Genomic DNA, 24,302 nt, shown 5'->3' with positions numbered 1-24,302 from the left:
TCCTCGTCAGAAAGGGTGAAGCGAAGGCACGAGCGCTTCGTGCTCGCCATCGCGGATCAGGACCAGCGGATAGCCGAACGCCGCGCTCGCGCGCGCGGGCGTCAGCACGTCGGCGACGGGACCGACATGCGCGCCGCCCTTGCCGTCGAGCAAGAGCGCGTGCGTGGCGAAGCGGCGCGCAAGATTCAGGTCATGGCACGAAAAGACGATCGCGCGTCCCTCGTCGCGCGCGGCGGCGGCGAGCGCATGCAGGCAGTCGATCTGATGATGCAGGTCCAGATGCGCGAGCGGTTCGTCGAGCAGCAAGAGCGGCGCTTGCTGGCATAGCGCGGCGGCAAGCGCCACGCGCTGCCTTTCGCCGCCCGAGAGCGTGAGCACGTCGCGCGAAGCCAGGTCTGCGAGACCGAGCGCCGCGAGCGCGGCATGCGCGGCGGCGCGGTCGTCTTCGCTTTCCCAGCCCCAGCCCGTCAGATACGGAAAGCGGTTGAGCAGCACGGTGTCGAGCACGGTTGCGCTGAAGGCGTCGTGCGTGCTTTGCGGCATCAGCGCGCGTTCCCGGGCGAGGTCCGCCGCGCGCCACGACGCAAGCGCGCGGCCGCCGAGCGTGATCGCGCCCGACGCCGGCTTCGCGATTCCCGCGAGCACGCCGATGAGCGTGGTCTTGCCCGCGCCGTTCGGCCCGGCGATACACCACACTTCGCCCGCCGCGATGGTCGCAGAAAGGCCATCGACGAGCGTTCGGGCGCCCGCGCGCAAGGCGAGGTTATCGACAGAGAGCGGCTTCATCGCGGCCTTCGCAGCAGCATCCACAGGAACATGGGCACGCCGATCAGCGCCGTGACGACGCCCACCGGCAACTGCGCCGGCGCGATGACCGTCCGCGCGGCGAGGTCCGCGCTCATCACGGCGAGGCCGCCCGCGAGCGCGGCGGCGGGCACGAGCATGCGCTGGTCGTTGCCGAACGCGAGCCGCAGCAGATGCGGCACCACGAGCCCGACGAAGCCGATGGTCCCCGCCGTAGTCACCGCTGCCGCCGCCGCGAGCGATGCCACCAGATACACGCGCAGCCGCACGCGTTCCACCGGCACGCCGAGCGAACGCGCGGTGGCTTCGCCGCGCAACAGCACGTTCAACTGCGGCGCGCACGGCACGATCAACGCGAGCGCCACGCCGAGCGCGATCATCGCGGGCCACGGCGTCGATGCGCCGTTGAGGTCGCCGGTCAGCCAGAAGACCATGCCGCGCAGCCGGTTCTCGGGCGCCACGCTGAGTATCAGCGTGATGAGCGCGCCCCAGCCCGCCGCGACCACGACGCCCGTGAGCAAGAGCCGTGGCGATGCGTCCTGTTCGCCGTGCCACATGTGCGTGCGCGCAAGTCCGAGCACCAGCACGATGGATGCGAGCGCGCCCGCGCACGCGGCGAGATCGACGCCCCACCACGGCATCGACGCGAGCATCGCGGAAAGAGCGAACGCCGCCGCGCCGCCGGACACGCCGAGCACGTACGGTTCAGCGAGCGGATTGCGCAGCAGCACTTGCAGCAGCGCCCCGGCGAGCGCGAGCAGCGCGCCCGATGCGAAGCCCGCGAGCGCGCGCGGCAATCGCAGGTTCAGCACGATTTCATCGGCGATATCGGGCGTGGCCGCGTGCGCGTGCAGCAGCGCGGCGATGGCGCGCGTCGGCGGCAGCGCGACGCTTCCGAGCGCGAGCGACGCCGCCAGCACGACGACGACCGCCGCGCCCAACGCGAGCCAGATCGCGGCGGCGCGGCCTGCGTGCATCGCCTTCATCGGACGGCGCGCGTCAGCGGCGTGGCTCACGACGGATGCCAGCCGATCGTGACGTAAGCGCCGCGACGCGGCGTGTTGTACGAGTAAGCCAGTTCATAGTTGCGGTCGAACAGGTTGTCGATGCGCGCATTCACGTACCACGACTTCGTGATGTCGTATTGCGCGGACAGATTGACGACGCCGTAGCCCGCGAGCGTCGAATCGTAATCGCTGCGCGCGCCGCTCACGATCCACTCGCCGCCCACGCGCCAGCGCCCGATCGACCGATGCGCCGACAGCGACGCGAAGCGCCGCGCGCGACGCGTCAACTCTTCGTGATTCGTCTCGTCGACGGGATTCTGGAACGTCACGCTCGCGCGCACGTCCGTTGCGCCCACGTGTCCCGCCCACGATCCCTCGACGCCCTGCACCTTCGCGCGCCCCACGTTCTGCGCGGTATAGAAGCCGCTGCTGTCGCCCACGTAGTCGATCAGATTCGAATAGCGCGTCTCGAATGCCGTCACGCGCATCACGCCGATCTTGTCCGATGCGTACTGCAACGCGGCCTCGGCCGAATGGCTGCGCTCCGGCTGTATCGACGGATTGCCGCTGAACGGATAGTAGAGATCGTCGAAGCTCGGCGCGCGAAACGACGCCGCGTAGCTCGCGCTCGCGCGCCAGTGCGAATCGAAGTTGTACGCGTAGCCCAGATAGTAGCTGTTCGCGCCGCCGAAGTCGGAATACTGGTCGCGGCGCACGTTGGCCTGCACTTCGCTCGGACCGAAGCGGCCGACATAGCCCGCGAAAACGGAGTTCACATGCCGGTCGGGCGCGCTGAACTGGTCCGAATCGAGCGACTGGTCGAGGTGCTCGTAGCCGAACACGAGCTTGTGCGCGTCTGTGAGCCGAAAGTCGTTCTGCCACAGATACTGATGATTCTCCGAGTCGAAGCGGCTCGTATAGACGCCGTTCTTCTCGATGTTCGCGCGGTCTTGCCCCTGCGCGACGGTGAAGTGCGTCGTCCAGTTGTCGGTGAGCTTGCCGTTCGCGAACACCGACGCCGAGCGCACGCGATCATGCGATTCGTTGAGATCGGTCGGCACGCCGTAGGGATCGTCGAAGCTGTTCACGCCGTTCGATTGCAGGAAGCGCACGCCCGCGTCCCACTTGTCGCTGAACTTGTGGCGCAGCGTCGCGGCGACGCTTTCGTTCAGATAACCGTTCGCGTTCGGATTCGCGCCGGGCGCGCGCGCGGGATCGATCGACGAAAAGCCGTCGGTCTTCTCGCGCGACACGTTCAGGCTGAACGTGGTGCGGCCCTCGGCATCGAGCGCGCCGTCGACGCCCGCCGATTGCCGTTGCGTGTGATAGCTGCCGTATTCGGCTTCGAAGTGAAAGCGCGGCGGATGTGCTTCGCCCTCCTTCGTGAAAATCTGCACGACGCCGCCGATCGCGTTCGATCCATACAGCGCCGACACATTGCCATTGACCACTTCGACGCGGCCGGTCTGATCGAGCATCAATTGCGACAACTGCGCCGCGCCCAGAGAGACGGATTCGACGCGCACGCCGTCGATCAGCACGAGCGATTGCGTCGACGACGCGCCGCGTATGAAGACGCCCGAGGTCGCGCCGGGCCCGCCGTTGCGCGTGATCTGCACGCCGGGCGCGAGCGCGATGAGTCCGAGCACATCGTCCGCATTGCTGTCGGCGATGTCTTGCGCGTCGAAGAGCGTCGCCTGCGGGATGGAATCGGCGAGCGGTTGCGCGCCGCGCGTCGCCGTGACGACGACGGGCGCGAGTGTCTGCGACGGAGAATCGGAATCGGCGTGCGCGGCCTGGACAAGCGGCGCACTCGCGGCGGCGCACATCACGACGCGCGCCGCGCGACGAATGAGGCCGGACGAAGGCAAGACCATGTGGATGCGTTCCCGTTGGAGACTGGCGCGTGCCCCGCTCCCCGCGAGGTCTGTGCGCGACGCACGCGCCGTCTTGCGAAGCATCGGCGCGCTGGACGATTGGCCGGTATCCGGGCTGGCGACGCATCGTCCCGCCTTCCCGCGCTTCGAAGCGCAGTGGCGCCGACACGTTTCTTGCAGTCGCGTCTCCAATGGCAAACGACCACGGAGCAACACGGAGAAACGCGCGAGGGACGACTTGCAACTTGCGTTGCGGTCGCTTACCGTTGCGGGGGCAGCACAGGTTGGCGAGCCGCGCGAGGCGAGACGACGCTTCCTGTTTCCCGTTTGACTGCGCCGCAAGAAAGGCGGCGCGAGCACCAAAAGTGCGGCAAGTGTAGGAGCGCGCATGGGGGCCGTCAAGAAGGCGCGCGGCGCCTCACCGCGAGGTCTGGACAACGAGCAAGCGACGAGCAAGCGACGAGCAAGCGACGAGCGAGCATCGTCAGCCGCGCATCCGGGTGCGTCACGCGCGGACATTCCACACATGAATACGCGGCGATGCGCGCAAGATCGCGTGTTGTTACGTCTCGAAACGAGACAATTATCGGAAGCGCCTTTGAACCGCGCTAAAATGCCAGGTCTTTAGAGGACGCAGCACATGCTCAACGAACTCGAATCACTGTCAGGGAACATCGGCCGGCTGATCAAGATCAGCGAGCGCCACAATCAGGCGCGTCTCGCGCTCGAAGCACAAATGGAACAGCTGCGCGCCGATTACGCCAGCGTTCAGGCCGAACTCGCGCAGGTTCGCCAGGAGCGCGACGCGCTGCAAGGCGAACGGGATTCGCTGTCCGCGAAGATCGACGACGCGCAAGTGCGCCTCAACGCGATCCTCGAAAAGCTGCCGCGCGGCAAAGCGCATCATGCCGAGAGCGACAATCAGCTCGATCTTCTGAACGCCGAAGCCAGCGCGTCGCGCGAAGCGCAGCACGAACATGCGCACGCGGAAGAAGTGCACGGCGAGCATCATCAAGGAGAGAAGGCATGACGACCACGCAGATCGAAGTATCCATTCTCGGCCAGCAGTATCGCCTCGCGTGCTCGCCGGAAACCGAAGCCGCTCTGCGCGAAGCCGTGGCCCGCGTCGATGCCGAAATGAACAAGGTCCGCAACGCAAGCAGCGTGCGCGGCACGGACCGCATCGCGGTAATGGCCGCGCTTTCGTTGGCGTCCGAATTGCTCAAGCTGCAGGAAAGCGTGCGCCACGGCGAAGCGTTCCCGGCCGAGGAAATCCGCCGCACCATGCATTCGATGAACGAGCAGCTCGGCGCTGTCATTGCGCAATATGAAGCGCACTGAGCGAAGCGCACTGACGGTCATGCGCTGACCTAATCAGCGTCGCGATATCCATCAAAAAAAGATACCGCGAGAAACGCGGGCAAACGCTGCAAGGACCAAACGTTTGGTGTACAGTGAGGTCTCCCTGCCTGGTACGCCAAGGTCATATATTCCTTGAACCAATGCTACATTGGCACGGTTGCGGAACGTTGCAGCACGGGCGCGCGCGTCACTCTGTCTGATGTACCCGAAGTGTTGCTTACCGCGACCAATCTTGAACCCAGGTTCAGGATGCCGGCCTAGCGGCTGAGGCGGGGACCTTATTTACGAAGCACGAACGGCATCGGTTCTTACCGGTGCCGTTTTCATTTGCATCGCCCAAAACCGCACGCACACTCCTTCACGCCGAAATCATGCGCTACTGGCTGATGAAGTCCGAACCGGACGAAGCGAGCATCGATCATCTCGCGCACGCGCCCAAGAAGACGCTGCCGTGGACCGGCGTGCGCAACTATCAGGCGCGCAACTTCATGCGCGACCAGATGAAGATCGGCGACGGCGTGCTCTTCTACCATTCGAGTTGCCCCGAGCCCGGTATCGCGGGAATCGCGAAGGTCTGCTCGACGGCGCATCCCGATCCCACGCAGTTCGATCCCGAAAGCGCCTACTACGATCCCAAGTCCAAGCAGGACACGCCGCGCTGGATGCTCGTGGATGTGAGATTCGTGAAGAAGACGCGGCTCATTGCGCTCGCCGAACTTCGTGAGCACGCGGAGCTCGCCGGCATGCAAGTGCTCGCGCGCGGCAACCGGCTGTCGATCACGCCTGTCACCGAGGACGAGTGGCGCTTTATTACCGAACGCCTCGTCTAGAGCAGGAACTAAGGGCTGCAGGCCGACGCCTAAGTGCGGTCGCGAATCACGCGACGCCTTGCGTTGGAGCCCTTCGATGATGAACAAGAAAACCGCCGCCGCCCTCGCCCTCGCGATGTCGGGCGCCACTCTCGCCTATTCCGCCTCGGCCGCCGCGCAGACGGTCATCGCCAATCCGCAGCCCGCGGGCGTGCTCTCGCTCTCGGCGCAGGCGAGCGCGCAAGTGCCGCAGGATGTCGTCACCATCACGCTCTTTTACGAGCAGGAAGCCGCCGATCCGTCATCGCTCACCGCGACGCTCAATCAGCGCGCCGAAGCCGCACTGCGCGAAGCGAAGGGTGTGGATGGCGTGACCGCGAAGAGCGGCTCGTTCACCGTGTATCCGTCGACCGACCGCGACGGCAAGATTTCCGCGTGGCGCGGGCGCACGGAGGTCGTGCTCGAATCGCACGACTTCGCGGCGGCCTCGAAGCTCGCGGGCAAGATGAGTTCGTCGATGCAGGTCGGCAACGTCACGTTCTCGCTGTCGCCGGAAGCGCAGCGCGCCGCGGAGCAGAAGCTCTCGACGCAGGCCATCGATTCGTTCCGCAAGCAGGCGCAAGCCGCCTCGCAGGCGTTCGGCTACAGCAGCTATTCGATTCGCGAGGTGAACGTCGGGCATAGCGGCGTGGCGCCGCGCCCGGTGATGATGATGCAGTCGCGCGCCATGGGCGCCGACGCCAAGATGGCCGCGCCGATGGCGCTCGAAGCCGGCACCACGACCGTGACCGTCGATGTGTCCGGCTCGGTGCAGATGGGCCGCTGATCGAGCGAGCTCAAGCTAACCCAAGCGGGACCGCAAGCGCGGCCCCGCGCGAGATCACGCCGCGTTCGCCGCCACGCGACGATGCCGCTTGTACGCCCACACCAACATGATGACGCCCGCGACGATCATCGGCAGCGACAGCCACTGGCCCATCGAGAGGCCCAGCGCGAGCAGGCCGAGATAGTCGTCCGGTTCGCGGGCGAATTCCACCGTGAAGCGCGCGAGTCCATAGCCGATCAGAAAGAGCGCGGAGATGGCGCCGACCGGACGCGGCTTGCGCGAGAACGTCCAGATCACGATGAACAGCACGATGCCTTCGAGTGCGATCTCATACAACTGCGACGGATGGCGCGGCAGCATGTGATAACGCTGGAAGATCTCCGTCAGATGCCACTTGGCGTCGAGCTGCGGATTCTTCGCGAGCCAGATGGCGTCGTCGTTCGTCGAGTTCTGGAACAGCATCGCCCAGGCTGCGGCAGGGTCGGTCACGCGGCCCCATAGTTCGCCGTTGATGAAGTTGCCGAGACGCCCCGCCGCGAGGCCGAGCGGCACCATCGGCGCGACGAAATCGGTCACTTGCAGCCACGTGCGTTTGCGCTGGTACGCGAACAGCACCATCGCGAAGGTCACGCCGAGGAAGCCGCCGTGAAACGACATGCCGCCTTCCCACACCTTGAAGATGTCGAGCGGATGCGCGGCGTAATAGCTCGCCTTGTAGAACAGCACATAGCCGATGCGCCCGCCGAGAATCGTGCCGAGCACGCCGTAGAACAGCATGTCGTCGATATCCTTCGCGCTCCAGCCTTGCGCGGCGACGTACGGCAGGCGCAGCCGCAGCCGTCCGATGACGATGGCCGAAATGAACGCGACCAGATACATGAGGCCGTACCAGCGCACGGCGAGCGGTCCAAGGTGAATCGCGACGGGATCGAAATTGGGGTGAATGAGCATCGTAGAGTTCTTGAGCCAAGCGAAGTCAGGCACGAATCATAAAGCAGAGACGGCGGCGGCCCGCGCGCGCACGATCTCGATGAAGCCGGCGAGCACCGGACTCACCTCGGCCGCGCGCCACACGAGTCCGGTTTCGACGACCGGCGCATCCGCCACCGGCCGCAGCGGACGATACACCACGCCCGTGCGCCGCAAATGCCGCAGCGACTGCGGCACGAGCGCGACGCCCATGCCGGCGGACACAAGGCTCACGATGGTCTGCATCTGGATCGCCTCCTGCCCGATGCGCGGCGTGAGTCCCGCCGCGCCGTAGCAGCCCATAATGATGTCATACAAACCCGGCGCGAGACGCCTCGGAAACACGACAAGCGGCGCCGTTGCGAGATCGCGCAGATCGACGCTCGTGTCGGCCCATTCGGCCGTACCCTGCTGCAATTGCTCGGCGGCGTCCGCGGACATCGCGACGACGAGCGGCTCGCGGGCAATGGCGAGATACGACAGCGACATCGCGTGGCGCGGCGGCAGCGGCGGAATGACGAGCCCCGCGTCCACGCGCCCGGCGACGAGTTCTTCGATCTGCACGTCGCTCGTCGCTTCGGTCAGCTGCAGCCGCACGCCGGGATAGCGCGCGCCGAAATCGCGCAGCAGCGCGGGCAAGAGGCCGTAGTCGGCGGTGGACACGAACGCGAGCGACAGCACGCCCGCCTCGCCGCGCGAAAGCGACTGTGCGAGCGGACGCAGCGCATCGGCGGCGGCGAGTATGCGCCGCACTTCCGGCAGCAGATCCTTGCCGACCGGCGTCAATTCGACCGTGCGCTTGGTGCGCGCGAAGAGCGCGACGCCGAGCGCGTCTTCGAGCGCGCGAATGGCCTGCGAAAGCGGCGGCTGCGTCATCGCGAGGCGCGCGGCGGCGCGGCCGAAATGCATCTCTTCCGCCACCGTCACGAAATAGCGCAGCAAACGCAGTTCGATCGGCGCGTTTCGCTCGTCCATCAATATCTTCTCCGACCTAATAGACCCTGAATAATATATTGGACAGATACAAGCCGACGCTGCATTCTTGCGCCACTAGACAAAAGAATCTTCAAGGAGCCCCAACATGGCCTTCAATCGCCGCTCGAAAAACGTAACGCAGGGCGTCGCGCGTTCGCCCAATCGTTCGATGTACTACGCCCTTGGCTACAAGGAAGAGGATTTCGACAATCCGATGATCGGCGTCGCCAACGGCCACTCGACGATCACGCCGTGCAACGCCGGCCTGCAGCGCCTCGCCGATGCCGCCATCGCGGCGATCAAGCAGTCGAACGCGAATCCGCAAGTGTTCGGCACGCCGACGATCTCCGACGGCATGTCGATGGGCACGGAAGGCATGAAGTACTCGCTGGTGTCGCGAGAGGTGATCGCGGACTGTATCGAGACGGCCGTGCAGGGCCAGTGGATGGACGGCGTCGTGGTGATCGGCGGCTGCGACAAGAACATGCCGGGCGGCATGATCGGCTTGGCGCGCATGAACGTGCCGGGCATCTACGTGTACGGCGGCACCATTCGTCCGGGCAACTGGAAGGGCAAGGACCTGACCATCGTGTCGTCGTTCGAGGCGGTCGGCGAGTTCACGGCTGGCCGCATGTCGGAAGAAGACTTCAAGGGCGTCGAGAAGAACGCGTGCCCGTCCACCGGCTCGTGCGGCGGCATGTACACGGCCAACACCATGAGCTCGTCGTTCGAGGCGCTCGGCATGTCGCTCTTGTATTCGTCGACGATGGCGAACCCCGACGACGAGAAAGTGGACTCCGCCGCCGAATCGGCGCGCGTGCTCGTCGAAGCCGTGAAGAAGGACCTGAAGCCGCGCGACATCATCACGAAGAAGTCGATCGAGAACGCGGTCGCGCTCATCATGGCGACGGGCGGCTCGACCAACGCCGTGCTGCACTACCTCGCCATTGCGCACGCGGCGGAAGTGGAATGGAGCATCGACGACTTCGAGCGCATGCGCAAGAAAGTGCCGGTTATCTGCGATCTGAAGCCCTCGGGCCAGTATGTCGCGACGGACCTGCACAAGGCCGGCGGCATCCCGCAAGTGATGAAGATCCTGCTCGACGCGGGTCTCATGCACGGCGACTGCATCACGATCACGGGCCGCACGCTCGCCGAAGAACTGAAGGACGTGCCGAGCAAGCCGCGCGCGGATCAGAAGGTGATCTACCCGATCGAGCAGGCGCTTTATAAGGAAGGCCACCTCGCCATTTTGCGCGGCAATCTCGCGGAAGACGGCGCGGTCGCGAAGATCACGGGGCTCAAGAACCCGGTCATCACCGGTCCGGCGCGCGTGTTCGACGACGAGCAGACCGCAATGGAAGCGATTCTCGCCGACAAGATCAAGGCAGGCGATGTCGTCGTGCTGCGCTATCTCGGCCCGCAGGGCGGCCCGGGCATGCCGGAAATGCTTGCGCCGACATCGGCGATCATCGGCAAGGGGCTGGGCGAATCGGTCGGGCTCATCACCGACGGGCGTTTCTCCGGCGGCACGTGGGGCATGGTGGTCGGCCACGTCGCGCCGGAAGCGTACGCGGGCGGCACGATCGGGCTGGTGCAGGAAGGCGACTCCATCACCATCGACGCGCACAAGCTGCTGCTTCAACTGAACGTGGACGACGCGGAAATCGCGCGCCGCCGCGCCGCCTGGAAGAAGCCCGCGCCGAAGTACACGCGCGGCGTGCTGGCGAAATTCGCGGCGCTGGCGCTGCCGGCGAATCGCGGAGCGGTGACAGGCTGACGCTGATCGACAGTCTTCGTTGATGCAAGCAAAAGGGGCGCTCGATGCGCCCCTTTCGTCATTCCCGGCAACGCGAGACTCAACCGCCCCGCTGCCGCTGCAACTCTTCCTCGACCGCCACGGCCACCCACTCGCGCATCTTGCTTTCGAGCGCCAGCGACACTTCGCGCGTGATCTCCTGCACCATCTTCGCCGAATGCTCGCGCAGCACGTCCTGGCAACGCGCCTCGATGATCGCGCGGGCATCGCCGCTCAAAAACTGCGTGACACGGCCTTGCAGCCGCTCGCCGACGCGTTGCGCCTCGTAGGCGGCCGCCGCGTCGTTGACGCCCGCGGCGCGCGCGAATTCCGGCTTGCCGGGCACGACGACATCGGTGAGAACGGGAATGGACGAATCGAAAGATTCGGGCGTGTGCGTGTTGTCGGTCATGATGTCGGATGGTCTCTCAGTGGTCTCCACGCGCCGATGCTAACGCGGCGCGGGGCTTGCCCACTGTTCGCTCAACCGCCTTGCTTGTGCGTTTCGATGGCGTAGCCGCGATCGCGATAGAAGCGAAAGCGCTCGCGCCCTGCCGCGAGCTCGTCGGCGTCGTCGCCGATGATTTCCACCAGACGCTCGAAGCGCGCGAACTGCGCGGGCACCGGCGCGCCCAGATTCACGAGCACCTGATGATGCGGCACGTCGTCGAGGTCGGCGGCGAGCACCACCGGCGTTTCCTGCGCGAGCGCGCTCTTCGCCATGCAGTGCGGCACGAACTCGAGCGGCGCGAAGGTCCACAACTGTTCGTCGAACGCGGCGAGGCGCGCAGGTTCCGCGAGCACGACGAGCGAGCGCCCGCTCGCATACGCCTTGCGCGCGAGGCGGCAGGCATAGGCAAGCGGATCGCCGACGTTCGTGTGAAAGTCGATGCGCGTCATGGCGCGATCACTGCCCCGCGCGGTCGATCAGGAACTGCGAGAGGAGCGGCACCGGACGGCCCGTCGCGCCTTTCGCCGCCCCGCTCTTCCACGCGGTCCCGGCGATATCGAGATGCGCCCACGGATAGTTCTGCGCGAAGCGCGACAGGAAGCACGCCGCCGTCACGCTGCCCGCCGGACGCCCGCCGATGTTCGCGACATCCGCGAAATTCGACTTGAGCTGATCCTGATACTCCTCGTCGAGCGGCAGACGCCACGCCGGATCGACCGCCTCGCGCGATGCGTCGAGCAGTTCGCCCGCGAGCGCGTCGTCTTTCGAGAACAGGCCCGTGTTGTGATGGCCGAGCGCGATGATGCACGCGCCGGTCAGCGTGGCGATGTCGACGACCGCAGCCGGCTTGAAGCGCTCCGCGTAAGTGAGCGCGTCGCACAGAATGAGGCGGCCTTCGGCGTCCGTGTTCAGCACTTCGATGGTCGTGCCGTTCATCGCGGTCACGATGTCGCCCGGTTTCAGCGCGTTGCCCGCAGGCATGTTCTCGCACGTCGGCACAATGCCGATCACGTTCAGCTTCAGGCCCATTTCCGCGACCGCGCGCAGGGTGCCGAACACCGAGCCCGCGCCGCACATGTCGTACTTCATCTCGTCCATCGCCTCGCCGGGCTTGATCGAGATGCCGCCCGAATCGAACGTGATGCCCTTGCCCACGAGCACGATCGGCGCGTTCTTGTTCTTGCCCTTGCCCGATTCGCCCGAAGCCGCGCCCGCGCCCTGGTACTGCATGACGATGAACTGCGGCGGCTGCACCGAACCCTTCGCCACGGAAAGGAACGAGCCCATGTTGAGCGCCTCGATCTGCTTGAGGCCGAGCACGTCTACTTTCAGCTTCCAGTCGCGGCCGAGCTGCTTCGCGGTCTGGCCGAGATAGGTCGGCGTGCACACGTTCGGCGGCAGATTGCCGAGATCGCGCGTCAGATCCATGCCGTTCGCAATCGCGACGCTCTGCTTGATCGCCGTGCGGCCGGCTTTCTCGTCCGCCGGGTCGATGCTGAAGACGACCTTTTTCAGCGAGCGCGCGCCGTTTTCGGGCTTGCTCTTCATCTGCGTGAACTTGTAGGTCAGCTCGCGCAGCGCGAGGATGGCCGCGCGCACCGCCCAGTCGCCGCTGCGCTCTTGAATGGGCAGTTGCGCGAGCGTGAACGTGACTTGCGCGATCTTCGTGCCGAGAATGACGCGCCACGCCGCGCGCACGGCTTCGCCATACGCTTTCTGATTGAAGGCGTCCTGCTTGCCGAGGCCGACGAGCAGCACGCGCGCCGCGCCGATGCCCGTGACTTCCGGCACGAGCAGCGTGGTGCCCGCGCGGCCGTTCATGTCGCCTGCCTTCACGATGCGCGAAATCAAGCCCTTCGTCGCGAGATCCAAGGCGAGGGCCGCGCCCGAGAGCGTCTGTGCTTCGAAGACGCCGAGCACCACGACATCGGCCTTTCCGGTCAGGAAACCATTTGACTCGCCTTTGCTCCAATCACAGGCTTTTATGCTAAAGTCCATCGCGCTTATCCTCGGTAAAATCCAGGCTGAAGGATGAAAGCCGCAATTATCCGCTATTTTTACCGCGGCGGTCACAGGCTCGCGGCGCCGGGGAACGAAGCTGCGTTTCCCGGGTCAGTCAACGCGTAGCCGCATCGCCGCCGGCCTCAAGCAGAAATCAATGATCTTCGAACGCTCCCTGCAGCGCGAACTCGCGTATACGGCCGGCGCCGTATTCATGGTGCTGCTCACGATCATGCTCACGACGATGATGATCCGCATCGTCGGCTTCGCGGCGCAAGGTCAGGTCGACCCGCGCGATGTCGTCGTGCTGATCGGCCTCACCGTCATCGGCTATCTCGCCGTCATGCTGATCGTGACGCTCTTCGTCTCGATTCTCTTCGTGCTCACGCGCTGGTATCGCGATTCGGAGATGGTGGTGTGGCTCGCCTCGGGCGTGAGCCAGACGCAGCTCATCAAGCCGATCGCCGTGTTCTCCACGCCGATCATCATTCTCATCATCTTCTTCGCGTTCATCGGCTGGCCGTGGTCGAACCAGCAAAGCAAGCTCATCAAGGCGCGTTTTCAGCAGCGCGATGAAGTGTCGCTGCTTGCGCCCGGCCAGTTCCGCGAATCGCCGTCGAGCCACCGCGTGTTCTTCATCGAGAAGATGTCGCCGGATCAGGGGCACGTGGAAAACGTGTTCGTCACGAGCACCGAGGGCGGCAAGGTCAACGTGATCGTGTCGAAGAACGGCCACACGGAAACGCGCGCGGACGGCGACCGCTTCATCGTGCTGGAAGACGGGCGGCGCTACGACGGCACGCCCGGCCAGCCGAACTTCCGCATCATGGAGTTCGCGCGATATGGCGTGAAGATCATGAGCCATCAGGTGGTCAATACGCCGACCACGACCGGCATCTCCACGCCCAATCTGCTCGCCAATCCGACCAAGGAAAACCTCGCGGAATTCGCCTGGCGCATGGGGTTGCCGCTCATCGCCATCAATCTGATGCTGCTTGCCATTCCGCTTTCTTATCAGAACCCGCGCCGCAGCCGGACCATCAATCTCGTGATGGCCGTGCTGATCTATCTCACGTACTCGAACCTGCTGAACGTGGTGCAGTCGTGGATCGAACAGGGCAAGCTCTCGTTCGGCGTCGGCATCGTCGGACTGCATGTGCTGGTGCTCGCGCTCGTCGCGTTCATCTTCTGGCTGCGCGTGCGCAACCGGCCGCTCTTCACGCGAGCGAGCTTCACGCGCTCGAAGGGAGCCTGAGCCCATGCGCATCTACGAACGATACTTCGCGCGCCAGATTTATCTCGCGTTCATCTTTATTCTGTTCGCGTTCTCGGGCCTGTTCTTCTTCTTCGACCTGATCAACGAACTGAACACGGTCGGGCACGGCAACTACAAGTTCACGCTCGCGGTGCTGCGCGTGGCCTTGCAGACGCCTTCGCGCTTCTACGAAATCATTCCGGTCGCCGCGCTCATTTCCGCCATCTACGTGTTTGCGCAGATGGCGGCGGCATCCGAGTTCACCATCTTTCGCGTCTCCGGGCTCTCGACCGGCGCGGCGCTGCGCTCGCTTTTGAAGATCGGCGTGCCGCTCGTGCTGGTGACGTACATCATCGGCGAAGTGGTCGGGCCGTATGCCGATCAGTTGTCCGAGCGCGTGCGGCTGGAGGCGCTGGGCTCGTCGGTGTCGTCGAATTTCGAGTCGGGCGTGTGGGTGAAGGACACGCTCTCCGCGAAGGAAAACGGCGAACAGGTCACGCGCTTCGTCAATGTCGGCACGCTGAACCCGGATACGACGATCGCCAACGTGCGCATCTACGAATTCGATTCGAAGTTCCGGCTCTCGAGCGTGCGAATCGCGCAAAGCGGCGTGTACCAGCCGCCGGGCCACTGGAAGCTGACGGGCGTGACGGAGACGCAACTGGTCGATGCGCAACCGCAGACCGCGACCACCGCCGATGCGCTCAACCCCGTGTATCGCGCGAAAGAGACGACGCTGCCGCAGTTCTCGTTGCGCTCGGAGCTGACGCCTCAGATTCTTTCGGTGCTGCTGGTGTCGCCGGATCGCATGTCGATGTTCAATCTGTTCCGCTATATCCAGCACTTGACGGAGAATCATCAGGACACGCAGCGGTATCAGATCGCGTTCTGGCGCAAGATTCTGTATCCGTTCGCGGTATTCGTGATGCTGGTGCTGTCGCTGCCGTTCGCGTATCTGCATACGCGCGCGGGCGTGGTGGGCGTGAAGGTGTTCGGCGGCATCATGATCGGCATGAGCTTCCAGTTGTTCAATACGCTTTTCTCGCACATCGGCACGTTGAACACATGGCCCGCGCCGATCACGGCGGCAGCGCCCGCGCTGGCTTACCTGGCAATCGGCTTGCTGGGTCTCAAATGGGTCGAGCGGCACTGACGGCCGTGTGAACGGAGGACAACGCGATGAGCACTCACGGCATCATCCTTTTCGGACACGGCGCACGCGATCCGCGCTGGGCCGAGCCGTTCGAACGGCTCGCCGCGAAGCTGCGGGCTTTGCGGGGCGAACCGGTGTCGCTCGCGTTTCTCGAACTGATGACGCCGGATTTGCCCGCAGCGGTAGCCGCGCAAGCTGCGGGCGGCTGTGACGCGATCACCGTCGTTCCGGTGTTCTTCGGGCAAGGCGGACATGTGCGGCGGGATTTGCCAGAAGTCGTCGCGAAATGCCGGGAGGCGCATCCGGATGTGGTCATCCACTGCGCGACGGCGGTGGGCGAGGACGATGCGGTGCTGGATGCGGTGGCCGCGTACTGCGTGCGGCAAACGGACGCTTAACGCACGCGCAATGAAAAAAGCGCATCGTCTCCGATGCGCTTTGGTCTTCCGGGAGGCTGAAAATCAAGCCGCCGCCTGCATCCCCTTAAGCTGCACCTTCGCCTTCCCCGCCGACGCCCTTTCCCTGAACGCCTCGCCGATCATCAGCAGACTCGGCTGCGATGGGTCCAGCCACGCCTGCGCCTCGCCGAGCGCCATTCGCGCGAGCGTCAGCGTGAGCGTGCGTTCGCGCGGCGTGCTGCACGCCTCCACGATCGCCACCGGCGTCGAACCCGGCCGCCCCGCGTCGATCAACTGTTGCGCGATATCCGCCGCGCTGTCACGGCCCATGTAGAACACGAGCGAATCGGCCTTCGCCTGCTCGCGGATGTCCTCGCTGTCGGCGGCACGGCTGTGCGTCGCGAGCGCGACACTGCGCGATACGCCGCGCAACGTCAGCGAGCGACGCAGCGTCGCCGCGCTCGCGAGCGCCGCCGTGATGCCCGGCACCACTTCGTATTCGATGCCCGCCGCTTCCAGCGCGCGCATCTCTTCGTCGGCGCGACCGAACAGCATCGGATCGCCGCCCTTCAGCCGCACGACGACGCCATGCTCGCGCGCCGCATCGACGATCTGCTTGTTGATGAAATGCTGGGCCGTCGACCGCTGTCCGCAGCGCTTGCCGACCGCAATCCGCTTCGCATTCGGCGCGTAGTCGAGCATCGCCGGCTCGATCAGCGCGTCGTGCAGGACGACATCCGCCTGTTCGAGCAAGCGCATGCCGCGCACGGTGATGAGATCCGCCGCGCCCGGTCCTGCTCCGATCAGATAGACCTTACCCATGTGCATTCCGTCCGTCATCAAGCATCAAGCCGCGATCTCGCGAATCATGCCGGCCGCGACCGTGTGATGCGTCGCCTCGTCGATCAGCACGAACGCGCCGGTGCCCTGATGCGTATCGTACTCGTCCGCGACGATCGGCTTTTGCAGCGTGAGCGCCACACGGCCGATATCGTTCATCGCGAGCGTCGTGCGGTCCACCGAATGCGACAGCGTGTGCACGTCCAGCACCTCTTTCACCGCGCCGATGCGCGCGAACACGGTATTGGTCGTCTGCTTCAGCAGATACTTGCGCTGCGGCGAAAGCGGCTCTTCGTCGAACCAGCACAGGTCGGCTTCGAGCTTCTTCGCCGGGGCGACGGTCGCCGTCGCCGGGACGAACGTATCGCCGCGCGACACGTCCACGTCTTCGGTCAGGCGAATGGTCACCGTCTGGCCCGCGAACGCGCGATCCACCGGCGCGACGCCGCCCGGCACCGGCGCGATAATCTCCGCGACCGTCGCCTGGCGATTCGCCGGCAGCACGTTGATCGCGTCGCCCACGCGCACCTCGCCCGCCTCGACACGGCCCATGTAGCCGCGGAAGTCGTCGGCCTGGGAGCCGTCCTGACGCGCGACCCATTGCACCGGAAAACGCAGCGCCTGTTCGTTCGGCTGCGCAACCGGCAGCGATTCGAGCAGATCGAGCAGCGGCTCGCCCGCGTACCACGGCATGCGCTCGCTCGCGCTCACGATGTTGTCGCCCTTCAGCGCCGACACCGGCACGAAGCGCACGTGCTCCAGACCGAGCTGACGCGCGAGCGCGACATACGCATCGCGAATCTCGTTGAAGCGCGTCTCGCTGTACTCGACGAGATCCATCTTGTTGATCGCGACGATCACGTGCTGCAAGCCGAGCAGCTTCACGATGGCGCTGTGGCGCTTGGTCTGCGGCAGCAGTTGCGCGTCGCCGTTCTCGAACGTGACGCGCATCGCGTCGACGAGAATGATCGCGGCGTGCGCCGTCGATGCGCCCGTCACCATGTTGCGCGTGTACTGCTCGTGGCCCGGCGTGTCCGCGATGATGAACTTGCGCTTGGCGGTGGCGAAATAGCGATACGCGACGTCGATGGTGATGCCCTGCTCGCGCTCGGCTTCAAGACCGTCCGTGAGCAGCGACAGGTCGATTTCATCGCCGACGGTGCGCTTGTTCTTCGCGCGCGAGATGGCCGACAACTGGTCGGACAGGACCGCCTTGCTGTCGTACAGGAGTCGGCCGATCAGCGTGCTCTTGCCGTCGTCGACGCTGCCCGCCGTGATGAAGCGCAACACGCCCAGGTCTTCCGCTTGATAGATGCTCATGATTCGTTGGTTCCTCGGAGCGTGATGCTTAGAAATAGCCTTGCTTCTTGCGCTGTTCCATCGCGGCTTCGGACGCTTGGTCGTCCATGCGCGTGGCGCCACGCTCGGTAATCTCGGTCACGGCCGTTTCGGCGATGATCTTCTCGACGTCGTCGGCATCGCTCGCCACCGGGCACGTGCAGCTGATATCGCCGACCGTGCGGAAACGCACCTGCGCGATCTCCGGCGTCTCGCCTTCGCGCACCGGCGTGAGCGGCGTCACCGGCACGAGCAGCCCGTTGCGGCGCACGATTTCGCGGTCGTGCGCGTAGTAGATGGACGGCAGTTCCAGCTTCTCGCGCGCGATGTACTGCCACACGTCGAGTTCGGTCCAGTTCGAAATCGGGAACACGCGCAGATGCTCGCCCGCATGCAGGCGCGCGTTGTAGATGCTCCACAGTTCCGGGCGCTGCGCCTTCGGGTCCCACTGGCCGAATTCGTCGCGGAACGAGAAGATGCGCTCTTTCGCGCGCGCCTTCTCTTCGTCGCGGCGCGCGCCGCCGATCATCGCCGTGTAGCCGTATTGCTCGATGGTTTCGAGCAGCGTGACCGCTTGCGCGGCGTTGCGCGAATCCGTCTCGCGGCGCAGGCGCACGGTGCCCTTCTTGATCGAATCCTCGACGTGTCCGACGACCAGTTCCGCGCCGATCTCCGCCGCGCGGCGGTCGCGGAAGTCGATCACTTCCTGGAAGTTGTGGCCCGTGTCGATATGCACGAGCGGGAACGGCAGCACCGTCTTGCGGTTGCCGCCTAAGCCGAACGCCTTCAACGCGAGCGCCAGCACGACGACCGAATCCTTGCCGCCCGAAAACAGCAGCGCGGGCTTGCTGCACTCCGCGACGAGTTCGCGCAGGATGTGGATCGACTCGGCTTCGAGCCAGTCGAGGTGGTCCATCCGCGTCGCCTGATTGACGATCGGGGCCGTGACGTTGGGGTCGAGCGTGGTGCTCATGTTCGTCGATCCTTTTTTGTGCGGCGTGGTTCGCCAAGCCGCGTTCAGTAACAGGGTTAAGCCGGCGTCTGTGCGCCTTTTCAGATCGCGGAGCTCGGCGCTTCCTGAACGATCTTGATGCAGCTGATATTGGTCATGTGCAGGCCGCATTCCTTCGTATCGCGCGATTCCCACCACCAGCGGCCCGCGCGGCTGTCCTCGCCGGGACGCACGGCGCGCGTGCACGGCTCGCAGCCGATGCTCGGATAGCCGCGCGCATGCAGCGGGTTCACCGGCACGTCGAAGGCTTTCAGGTAGTCCCACACGTCCGTTTCGGTCCAGTCCGCGAGCGGATTGAACTTCGCGATGCCGCGCGGCGCGTCGTGCTCTTCCTCGTGCAGTTCCGCGCGCGTCACCGACTGCTCGCGGCGCTGGCCGGTGACCCACGCGGAGACATCGGCGAGCGCGCGGTTCAGCGGCTCCACCTTGCGGATATGACAGCAGCTCTTGCGCAAGTCGATGCTCTCGTAAAACGCATTCACGCCGTGATCGCGCACGTATTCATCGACAGCGGCTTGCTGCGGATGAAACTGCTCGATGTCGTAGCCGTAGCGTTCCTTCACGCGGTCCATCATGCCGAGCGTTTCCGCGTGCAGACGCCCCGTGTTCAGCGAAAAGATGCCGATGCCGACCTTGCGCGAAAGAATGGCGTGCGTGAGCACCATGTCTTCGGCGGCAAGGCTGCTAGCCAGCTTGACGCGCTGGTGGCGCGCTGCGATGGAATCCAGCAGCGCATCCAGGCGGTCGATTTTAGCTTGGAGCTCAGGCGTCATTCTTCAGACTCCGAGCGTCGCGAGCACGGCGGCGCGGCGGCGGAACAGCGGTTCGGGGTTGTCGGTCGCGCCCTGATACAGCTCGCTGAATTCGTTGAACGCGTTGAGCGCGTCGTTGATGTCCTTGTCCGCGCGCACGGCGAAAGCGTCGAAGCCGCAGCGGTAGTGGAAGAACACCTGATCGCGCAGCACGTCGCCGATGGCGCGCAGCTCGCCCGTCCAGTTGTAGCGCTCGCGCAGCAGGCGGCCGATGGAAAAGCCGCGGCCATCGCGAAACACCGGGAAATCGACTGCGATCACCGCGATCTTGTCGAAATCCGGCGCGAGGTCGGCGGGTTCGTCGTCGGGCGCGAGCCACACGCCGAGCGATTCCTTCGCACGCGATGCGACGAGCGCGTCCTTCGCGTCCTTCCACAGCGCGAACGGCACGATCACCTTGCCTGCGGGAAGCGCATCGGCGGCCGGCAGCACGCCGTCTTCGCCTGCGCGCACGACGGTGAAATCGTCTTCGACGACCGCGCGGTTTTTGATAATCAACGTCATCTGCAGATCCTTAAGCGTGGGCTTGGCGCGATGCGTACACGCGCTCCTTGAACGGCGCGATGCCGATGCGGCCGAACGTCTCGATGAAGCGCTCGCCTTCCAGTCGGTTGTCGACGAAGGTGTCGATCACGCTCGAGACGACGTCCGGCATTTCGTGCGCCGAGAACGACGGCCCGATGACCTTGCCGAGATGCGCGCCCGTCGCGCCCGAGCTTTGCTCGCCGCCGAGCGTCACCTGATACCACTCCGAGCCGTCCTTATCGACGCCCAGCACGCCGATGTTGCCGACGTGGTGATGACCGCACGCGTTCATGCAGCCCGAAATGTTGATCGACAGGTCGCCCAGGTCGTAGACATAGTCGGCGTTGTCGAAGCGTTCCTGGATGGCTTGCGCGATCGGGATCGACTTCGCATTCGCGAGCGAGCAGAAATCGCCGCCCGGGCACGAGATGATGTCCGTCAGCAGGCCGATGTTCGCAGCCGCGAGACCGATCGCCTTCGCGCGCTCCCAGACGGCGTACAGGTCGCGCTTTTTCACGTTCGCGAGAATCAGGTTCTGCTCGTGCGAGACGCGGATTTCGCCGTAAGAGAACTCATCGGCGAGATTCGCGACTTCGTCCATCTGCTTGTCGGTGGCGTCGCCCGGCGCGACGCCGGTCGGCTTGAGCGACAGCGTGACCGCCGCGTAGCCGGCGATCTTGTGCGGGCGCACGTTGCGCTCGACCCAGCGCGCGAACGCCTTGCTTTCGATCAGATGCTTCTCATAAGAGGCGTCCGTGTCCGCGAGCTGTTCGTACACCGGCGGCGCGAAGAACTTCGACACGCGCTCCACTTCGTCCTGCGTGAGCGTCGAGGGACCATCCTTCAGATGCGCCCACTCTTCTTCCACCTGCTTCGCGAACTTCTCGGGCGACAGCGCCTTCACCAGAATCTTGATGCGCGCCTTGTACATGTTGTCGCGGCGGCCGTAGCGGTTATAGACGCGCAGCACGGCTTCGCAGTACGTGAGCAGATGCTGCCACGGCAAATCTTCCTTGATGACCGCGCCGATGATCGGCGTGCGGCCGAGCCCGCCGCCCGCGAGAATGCTCGCGACGACTTCGCCCTCTGCGTTCTTCTTCAGATACACGCCGAGATCGTGAATCTGCACGGCCGCGCGGTCTTCCGCCGAGCCGCAGACGGCGATCTTGAACTTGCGCGGCAGCCACGCGAATTCCGGGTGGAACGTGGACCACTGGCGCAGAATTTCGGCCCACGGACGGGGATCGACGGTTTCGTCCGGCGCCACGCCCGCGAACTGGTCCGCCGTGATGTTGCGGATGCAGTTGCCCGACGTCTGGATCGCGTGCATTTGCACCGACGCCAGCTTGCGCAGGATTTCCGGCGTTTCTTCCAGCTCGATCCAGTTGAACTGGATGTTGGTGCGCGTTGAAAAGTGGCCGTAGCCGCGGTCGTGCTCCCGCGCGATGGTGGCGAGCATGCGCAACTGGTCGCTGCGCAGGTTGCCGTACGGAATCGCGATGCGGTGCATGTATGCGTGGCGCTGCATGTACAGGCCGTTTTGCAGCCGCAGCGGACGGAATTCTTCCTCGCTCAACTCGCCCGACAGACGCCGGCGAACCTGATCGGCGTACTGCGCGACTCGTTCGTCAACGATTCGCTGGTCGATCTGATCGTATTGGTACATTCGGGGGCCCCAAGTTTTTGTTTGGCCGCCGGCGCCCTAGGTTGCGCCGCGCGTCAGATATCCATTGATTCGCCGATGCGCGCGGCGTTCAGACGGAACGCTCATTTGCTAATGACGAAAACAGCTATGGATATTGGAAAAATTGGACTGATAGTAATAAACCTGCTATATATTGCAAACGACTGAAAAATTACTTTGATATGCGCGTGGGTTATAAATGAATCTGCATCAGTTCCGCTTCGTGCGGGAGGCCGTGCGGCAGAACTTCAACCTGACCGAAGCCGCCAAGGCGCTGTACACATCGCAGCCGGGCGTGTCGAAGGCGATCATCGAGCTGGAAGACGAGCTGGGCGTCGAAATCTTCACGCGGCACGGCAAGCGCGTGCGGTCGCTGACCGAACCGGGGCGCATCATTCTCGCGTCCGTCGAAAAAATCCTGCAGGAAGTGGAAAGCCTCAAGCGCGTCGGCAAGGATTACGCGGCGCAGGATCAGGGCAATCTCGTGATCGCCGCGACCCACACGCAGGCGCGCTACTCGCTGCCGGCCGCCATCGCGGAATTCAAGAAACGCTTCCCGAAAGTGCATCTGTCCATCCTGCAAGGCAGCCCGACGCAGGTCGCCGAGATGGTCATTCACGATCAGGCGGACATCGCCATCGCCACCGAAGCCATCGCGAACTATAAGGAACTGGTGTCGCTGCCCTGCTTCCAGTGGCAGCATCTGGCGGTCATGCTGCCGGAGCATCCGCTCCTGGAACGCAAGCTTCTCACGCTCGACGATCTCGTGCAGTACCCGCTCATCACGTACGAAGCGGCGTTCGCCGGGCGCACGAAGATCAACCATGCGTTCCACCTGCGCAATCTGACGCCGGATATCGTGCTCGAAGCCATCGACGCGGACGTCATTAAGACTTACGTCGAACTGGGGCTCGGCGTCGGGATCATGGCGGACATCGCGTTCAATCCCGAGCGCGACCGCCATTTGCGCGCGATGCCGGTGGGGCATCTGTTCGGCACGAACGTCACGCGGCTCGCGCTCAAGCAAGGCGCTTATCTGCGCAGCTATGTGTATACGCTCGTCGAGCTGCTTTCGCCCTCGATGAACCGGAAGCTGATCGAGCAGGCGCTTTCCGGCGACCACGAAAGCTACGAACTCTGACTCTGAAGGCGACGGCGCCATGCCGATCACAAAAACACGAACTTCCCTGGGGAGCTTTCCGATGACGTTGTCGAAAATCACGCGCCGGCTCGCCGCCGGCGCCGCGCTGGCTGTGCTGTCCGTGTTGCCCGCCGCCGCCCACGCACAGATCAAGGTGGGCGTGGACTTGTCGAGCACGGGGCCTGCCGCCGCCATCGGCATTACGAGCAAGAACGCGATGCTGATGTGGCCGAAGACCATCGCGGGACAGGAAGCGCAGTACATCATTCTCGACGACGGCTCGGACCCCGGCGCGGCCGTGCGCAATATCCGCAAGCTGATCACCGAGGACAAGGTGGACGTGATCGTCGGGCCGAACATCACGCCGGCCGCGCTCGCGGCGCTCGATCCGGTCGCCGAATATCAGACGCCGATGATTACGCTGATCGGCTCGGCGTCGGTCGTCGAACCGCAGGAAGGCAAGAAGGTCTGGGCGTTCAAGATGGCGCAGACGGACCGCGCGATGGCCGACGTGATGACGCGCTACATGGCCAACCACGGCGTGAAGACGGTCGGCTTCATCGGTTTCGCGGACAGTTACGGCGATAGCTGGCTGTCCGAATTCACGAAGTTCGCGGATCTTCGCCATATCAAGATAGTCGCGAGCGAACGCTTCAACCGGACGGACGCGAGCGTCACCGGCCAGATTCTGAAGCTGATGGCCGCGAAACCCGACGCCGTCCTGATCGCGGGCGCGGGCACGCCGACGGTGCTGCCGCAGCGCACGCTCGTCGAGCGCGGGTACAAGGGCGCGATCTACCAGACGCACGGCATCGCGACGCCGGAGTTCATCAAGCTCGGCGGCAAGGACGTGGAAGGCACGCTCTTTCCGACGCAGCCGGTGGTCGTCGCGCGCACCCTGCCGGCGGATCATCCGTCGAAGAAGGCGGCGCTCGCGTTCGTCGATGCTTACGAGAACAAGTACGGCAAGGGCACGGTGACGCAATTCGCCGGCGATGCGGCGGGCGTTTATCCGCGCTTGCAGGACGCGGCGACGCGCGCGCTGAAGGCCGGCAAGCCGGGAACGAAGGAATTCCGCGTGGCGCTGCGCTCGGAACTGGAGCACGCGCATGAGCTGGTGGTGCCGAACGGCGTCGTCAATACGAGCGCCAGCGACCACGTCGGCCTCGATCAGCGCGCGAGCGTGATGGGCATCGTCCGCAACGGGGCCTTCACGTATCTGAGTCAGTAATTCGCCGACAACCGGCGCTGCTTGCCGAGCGCGC

The 24,302-nt window shown here is 64.8% G+C and carries 24 protein-coding genes, 1 other RNA gene and 1 riboswitch; of the genes, 11 read left to right on the top strand and 14 right to left on the bottom strand.

The features are described 5' to 3' along the window. Positions 1 to 6: 6 nt before the first annotated feature. The 3 genes from LDZ26_RS02890 to LDZ26_RS02880 are packed head-to-tail and all read right to left on the bottom strand — an operon-like array spanning position 7 to position 3,688. Entirely contained in the window at positions 7 to 786 is a 780-nt protein-coding gene (locus LDZ26_RS02890) for an ABC transporter ATP-binding protein (protein WP_244848076.1), read from the bottom strand. Beyond that, on the bottom strand, positions 783 to 1,781 hold the full coding sequence (locus LDZ26_RS02885; protein ID WP_370650659.1) for a FecCD family ABC transporter permease: 999 nt from the start codon (positions 1,779 to 1,781) through the stop codon (positions 783 to 785). Before LDZ26_RS02885 ends, LDZ26_RS02890 begins: the two co-directional genes overlap by 4 nt. Before the next feature lie 35 nt (positions 1,782 to 1,816). Further along, on the bottom strand, positions 1,817 to 3,688 hold the full coding sequence (locus LDZ26_RS02880; RefSeq protein ID WP_370650635.1) for a TonB-dependent receptor domain-containing protein: 1,872 nt from the start codon (positions 3,686 to 3,688) through the stop codon (positions 1,817 to 1,819). Between the two features lie 83 nt (positions 3,689 to 3,771). Then, a riboswitch (cobalamin riboswitch) is annotated at positions 3,772 to 4,067 on the bottom strand. Positions 4,068 to 4,328: 261 nt separating this feature from the next. Here LDZ26_RS02880 and LDZ26_RS02875 point away from each other — a divergent pair. The 5 genes from LDZ26_RS02875 to LDZ26_RS02855 all read left to right on the top strand — a co-directional run bounded on the left by LDZ26_RS02875 (position 4,329) and on the right by LDZ26_RS02855 (position 6,685). Beyond that, positions 4,329 to 4,718, top strand: a complete 390-nt coding sequence (locus LDZ26_RS02875; RefSeq protein WP_244848075.1) for an ATPase — start codon at positions 4,329 to 4,331, stop codon at positions 4,716 to 4,718. Continuing rightward, entirely contained in the window at positions 4,715 to 5,029 is a 315-nt protein-coding gene (locus tag LDZ26_RS02870; RefSeq protein WP_175939686.1) for a cell division protein ZapA, read from the top strand. The genes LDZ26_RS02875 and LDZ26_RS02870 overlap by 4 nt, the downstream gene beginning before the upstream one ends. Before the next feature lie 118 nt (positions 5,030 to 5,147). Further along, positions 5,148 to 5,330, top strand: a non-coding RNA gene (gene ssrS / locus LDZ26_RS02865) — 6S RNA. Positions 5,331 to 5,421: 91 nt separating this feature from the next. Continuing rightward, entirely contained in the window at positions 5,422 to 5,880 is a 459-nt protein-coding gene (locus tag LDZ26_RS02860) for an EVE domain-containing protein (RefSeq protein ID WP_244848074.1), read from the top strand. A gap of 79 nt (positions 5,881 to 5,959) precedes the next feature. Beyond that, positions 5,960 to 6,685 (top strand): SIMPL domain-containing protein, encoded by a 726-nt coding sequence (locus LDZ26_RS02855; protein WP_244848873.1) that lies wholly within the window; start codon positions 5,960 to 5,962, stop codon positions 6,683 to 6,685. Between the two features lie 54 nt (positions 6,686 to 6,739). Here LDZ26_RS02855 and lgt read toward each other — a convergent pair whose 3' ends face one another. Both lgt and LDZ26_RS02845 read right to left on the bottom strand, forming a co-directional pair. Continuing rightward, complete coding sequence (lgt, locus tag LDZ26_RS02850) at positions 6,740 to 7,636, bottom strand: prolipoprotein diacylglyceryl transferase (RefSeq protein ID WP_244848073.1); 897 nt, start codon at positions 7,634 to 7,636, stop codon at positions 6,740 to 6,742. Between the two features lie 36 nt (positions 7,637 to 7,672). Next, positions 7,673 to 8,629: a LysR family transcriptional regulator gene (locus LDZ26_RS02845; RefSeq protein ID WP_244848072.1), complete on the bottom strand. Its 957-nt coding sequence runs from the start codon at positions 8,627 to 8,629 to the stop codon at positions 7,673 to 7,675. Between the two features lie 106 nt (positions 8,630 to 8,735). Between LDZ26_RS02845 and ilvD the strand changes: the two genes are divergently transcribed. Further along, positions 8,736 to 10,409, top strand: a complete 1,674-nt coding sequence (gene ilvD, locus LDZ26_RS02840; protein WP_206467720.1) for a dihydroxy-acid dehydratase — start codon at positions 8,736 to 8,738, stop codon at positions 10,407 to 10,409. Positions 10,410 to 10,488: 79 nt separating this feature from the next. Here ilvD and LDZ26_RS02835 read toward each other — a convergent pair whose 3' ends face one another. The 3 genes from LDZ26_RS02835 to LDZ26_RS02825 form a co-directional block, all read right to left on the bottom strand. Further along, on the bottom strand, positions 10,489 to 10,839 hold the full coding sequence (locus LDZ26_RS02835) for a DUF2486 family protein (protein WP_175939681.1): 351 nt from the start codon (positions 10,837 to 10,839) through the stop codon (positions 10,489 to 10,491). Positions 10,840 to 10,910: 71 nt separating this feature from the next. Continuing rightward, on the bottom strand, positions 10,911 to 11,327 hold the full coding sequence (locus LDZ26_RS02830; protein WP_244848071.1) for a DNA polymerase III subunit chi: 417 nt from the start codon (positions 11,325 to 11,327) through the stop codon (positions 10,911 to 10,913). A gap of 7 nt (positions 11,328 to 11,334) precedes the next feature. After that, positions 11,335 to 12,876, bottom strand: coding sequence for a leucyl aminopeptidase (locus LDZ26_RS02825; RefSeq protein ID WP_244848070.1), 1,542 nt, complete (start codon positions 12,874 to 12,876; stop codon positions 11,335 to 11,337). Between the two features lie 160 nt (positions 12,877 to 13,036). On the opposite strand from LDZ26_RS02825, the gene lptF reads away from it, so the two are divergent. From lptF to LDZ26_RS02810, 3 genes are read left to right on the top strand one after another with little or no spacing between them, the layout of a single operon-like run. After that, positions 13,037 to 14,134 (top strand): LPS export ABC transporter permease LptF, encoded by a 1,098-nt coding sequence (gene lptF / locus LDZ26_RS02820; RefSeq protein ID WP_244848069.1) that lies wholly within the window; start codon positions 13,037 to 13,039, stop codon positions 14,132 to 14,134. A 4-nt stretch (positions 14,135 to 14,138) separates the two neighbouring features. After that, entirely contained in the window at positions 14,139 to 15,287 is a 1,149-nt protein-coding gene (gene lptG / locus LDZ26_RS02815; RefSeq protein WP_244848068.1) for an LPS export ABC transporter permease LptG, read from the top strand. A gap of 26 nt (positions 15,288 to 15,313) precedes the next feature. Next, positions 15,314 to 15,685 (top strand): sirohydrochlorin chelatase, encoded by a 372-nt coding sequence (locus tag LDZ26_RS02810; protein WP_244848067.1) that lies wholly within the window; start codon positions 15,314 to 15,316, stop codon positions 15,683 to 15,685. Between the two features lie 63 nt (positions 15,686 to 15,748). Here LDZ26_RS02810 and cobA read toward each other — a convergent pair whose 3' ends face one another. The 6 genes from cobA to LDZ26_RS02780 all read right to left on the bottom strand — a co-directional run bounded on the left by cobA (position 15,749) and on the right by LDZ26_RS02780 (position 21,878). Further along, positions 15,749 to 16,507 carry a uroporphyrinogen-III C-methyltransferase gene (gene cobA, locus LDZ26_RS02805; RefSeq protein WP_244848066.1) on the bottom strand — a complete coding sequence of 253 codons (759 nt, stop codon included), beginning with the start codon at positions 16,505 to 16,507 and terminating at the stop codon, positions 15,749 to 15,751. Between the two features lie 24 nt (positions 16,508 to 16,531). Beyond that, positions 16,532 to 17,845: a sulfate adenylyltransferase subunit 1 gene (locus LDZ26_RS02800; protein WP_370650633.1), complete on the bottom strand. Its 1,314-nt coding sequence runs from the start codon at positions 17,843 to 17,845 to the stop codon at positions 16,532 to 16,534. 28 nt (positions 17,846 to 17,873) lie between these two features. Beyond that, the gene (gene cysD, locus LDZ26_RS02795) at positions 17,874 to 18,836 is read right to left on the bottom strand and encodes a sulfate adenylyltransferase subunit CysD (RefSeq protein ID WP_206467713.1); all 963 of its coding nucleotides are present in this window, start codon (positions 18,834 to 18,836) and stop codon (positions 17,874 to 17,876) included. Between the two features lie 80 nt (positions 18,837 to 18,916). Beyond that, entirely contained in the window at positions 18,917 to 19,648 is a 732-nt protein-coding gene (locus LDZ26_RS02790) for a phosphoadenylyl-sulfate reductase (RefSeq protein WP_244848065.1), read from the bottom strand. Between the two features lie 3 nt (positions 19,649 to 19,651). Beyond that, positions 19,652 to 20,191: a DUF934 domain-containing protein gene (locus LDZ26_RS02785; protein ID WP_244848064.1), complete on the bottom strand. Its 540-nt coding sequence runs from the start codon at positions 20,189 to 20,191 to the stop codon at positions 19,652 to 19,654. Positions 20,192 to 20,201: 10 nt separating this feature from the next. Beyond that, entirely contained in the window at positions 20,202 to 21,878 is a 1,677-nt protein-coding gene (locus LDZ26_RS02780; protein WP_244848063.1) for a nitrite/sulfite reductase, read from the bottom strand. Positions 21,879 to 22,095: 217 nt separating this feature from the next. Between LDZ26_RS02780 and LDZ26_RS02775 the strand changes: the two genes are divergently transcribed. Together LDZ26_RS02775 and LDZ26_RS02770 are read left to right on the top strand one after the other, a co-directional pair. Continuing rightward, a complete protein-coding gene (locus LDZ26_RS02775) occupies positions 22,096 to 23,037 on the top strand; it encodes a CysB family HTH-type transcriptional regulator (protein WP_244848062.1) in 942 nt (313 codons plus the stop codon). A gap of 61 nt (positions 23,038 to 23,098) precedes the next feature. Beyond that, positions 23,099 to 24,268 (top strand): ABC transporter substrate-binding protein, encoded by a 1,170-nt coding sequence (locus tag LDZ26_RS02770; RefSeq protein WP_244848061.1) that lies wholly within the window; start codon positions 23,099 to 23,101, stop codon positions 24,266 to 24,268. Positions 24,269 to 24,302: the final 34 nt, after the last annotated feature.

This window comes from Caballeronia sp. SL2Y3 (assembly GCF_022879575.1).
Classification (GTDB): domain Bacteria; phylum Pseudomonadota; class Gammaproteobacteria; order Burkholderiales; family Burkholderiaceae; genus Caballeronia.
The sequence above is the reverse complement of the archived record's forward strand: the minus strand, read 5'-3'. Positions and strand labels throughout refer to the sequence as shown.

Excerpts from the sequence above, each read along its gene's own strand:
- LDZ26_RS02890 (WP_244848076.1), bottom strand. The coding sequence starts at position 786 with ATGAAGCCGCTCTCTGTCGATAACCTCGCCTTGCGCGCGGGCGCCCGA.
- LDZ26_RS02885 (WP_370650659.1), bottom strand. The coding sequence starts at position 1,781 with ATGCACGCAGGCCGCGCCGCCGCGATCTGGCTCGCGTTGGGCGCGGCG.
- LDZ26_RS02880 (WP_370650635.1), bottom strand. The coding sequence starts at position 3,688 with ATGGTCTTGCCTTCGTCCGGCCTCATTCGTCGCGCGGCGCGCGTCGTG.
- LDZ26_RS02875 (WP_244848075.1), top strand. The coding sequence starts at position 4,329 with ATGCTCAACGAACTCGAATCACTGTCAGGGAACATCGGCCGGCTGATC.
- LDZ26_RS02870 (WP_175939686.1), top strand. The coding sequence starts at position 4,715 with ATGACGACCACGCAGATCGAAGTATCCATTCTCGGCCAGCAGTATCGC.
- LDZ26_RS02860 (WP_244848074.1), top strand. The coding sequence starts at position 5,422 with ATGCGCTACTGGCTGATGAAGTCCGAACCGGACGAAGCGAGCATCGAT.
- LDZ26_RS02855 (WP_244848873.1), top strand. The coding sequence starts at position 5,960 with ATGAACAAGAAAACCGCCGCCGCCCTCGCCCTCGCGATGTCGGGCGCC.
- lgt (WP_244848073.1), bottom strand. The coding sequence starts at position 7,636 with ATGCTCATTCACCCCAATTTCGATCCCGTCGCGATTCACCTTGGACCG.
- LDZ26_RS02845 (WP_244848072.1), bottom strand. The coding sequence starts at position 8,629 with ATGGACGAGCGAAACGCGCCGATCGAACTGCGTTTGCTGCGCTATTTC.
- ilvD (WP_206467720.1), top strand. The coding sequence starts at position 8,736 with ATGGCCTTCAATCGCCGCTCGAAAAACGTAACGCAGGGCGTCGCGCGT.
- LDZ26_RS02835 (WP_175939681.1), bottom strand. The coding sequence starts at position 10,839 with ATGACCGACAACACGCACACGCCCGAATCTTTCGATTCGTCCATTCCC.
- LDZ26_RS02830 (WP_244848071.1), bottom strand. The coding sequence starts at position 11,327 with ATGACGCGCATCGACTTTCACACGAACGTCGGCGATCCGCTTGCCTAT.
- LDZ26_RS02825 (WP_244848070.1), bottom strand. The coding sequence starts at position 12,876 with ATGGACTTTAGCATAAAAGCCTGTGATTGGAGCAAAGGCGAGTCAAAT.
- lptF (WP_244848069.1), top strand. The coding sequence starts at position 13,037 with ATGATCTTCGAACGCTCCCTGCAGCGCGAACTCGCGTATACGGCCGGC.
- lptG (WP_244848068.1), top strand. The coding sequence starts at position 14,139 with ATGCGCATCTACGAACGATACTTCGCGCGCCAGATTTATCTCGCGTTC.
- LDZ26_RS02810 (WP_244848067.1), top strand. The coding sequence starts at position 15,314 with ATGAGCACTCACGGCATCATCCTTTTCGGACACGGCGCACGCGATCCG.
- cobA (WP_244848066.1), bottom strand. The coding sequence starts at position 16,507 with ATGGGTAAGGTCTATCTGATCGGAGCAGGACCGGGCGCGGCGGATCTC.
- LDZ26_RS02800 (WP_370650633.1), bottom strand. The coding sequence starts at position 17,845 with ATGAGCATCTATCAAGCGGAAGACCTGGGCGTGTTGCGCTTCATCACG.
- cysD (WP_206467713.1), bottom strand. The coding sequence starts at position 18,836 with ATGAGCACCACGCTCGACCCCAACGTCACGGCCCCGATCGTCAATCAG.
- LDZ26_RS02790 (WP_244848065.1), bottom strand. The coding sequence starts at position 19,648 with ATGACGCCTGAGCTCCAAGCTAAAATCGACCGCCTGGATGCGCTGCTG.
- LDZ26_RS02785 (WP_244848064.1), bottom strand. The coding sequence starts at position 20,191 with ATGACGTTGATTATCAAAAACCGCGCGGTCGTCGAAGACGATTTCACC.
- LDZ26_RS02780 (WP_244848063.1), bottom strand. The coding sequence starts at position 21,878 with ATGTACCAATACGATCAGATCGACCAGCGAATCGTTGACGAACGAGTC.
- LDZ26_RS02775 (WP_244848062.1), top strand. The coding sequence starts at position 22,096 with ATGAATCTGCATCAGTTCCGCTTCGTGCGGGAGGCCGTGCGGCAGAAC.
- LDZ26_RS02770 (WP_244848061.1), top strand. The coding sequence starts at position 23,099 with ATGACGTTGTCGAAAATCACGCGCCGGCTCGCCGCCGGCGCCGCGCTG.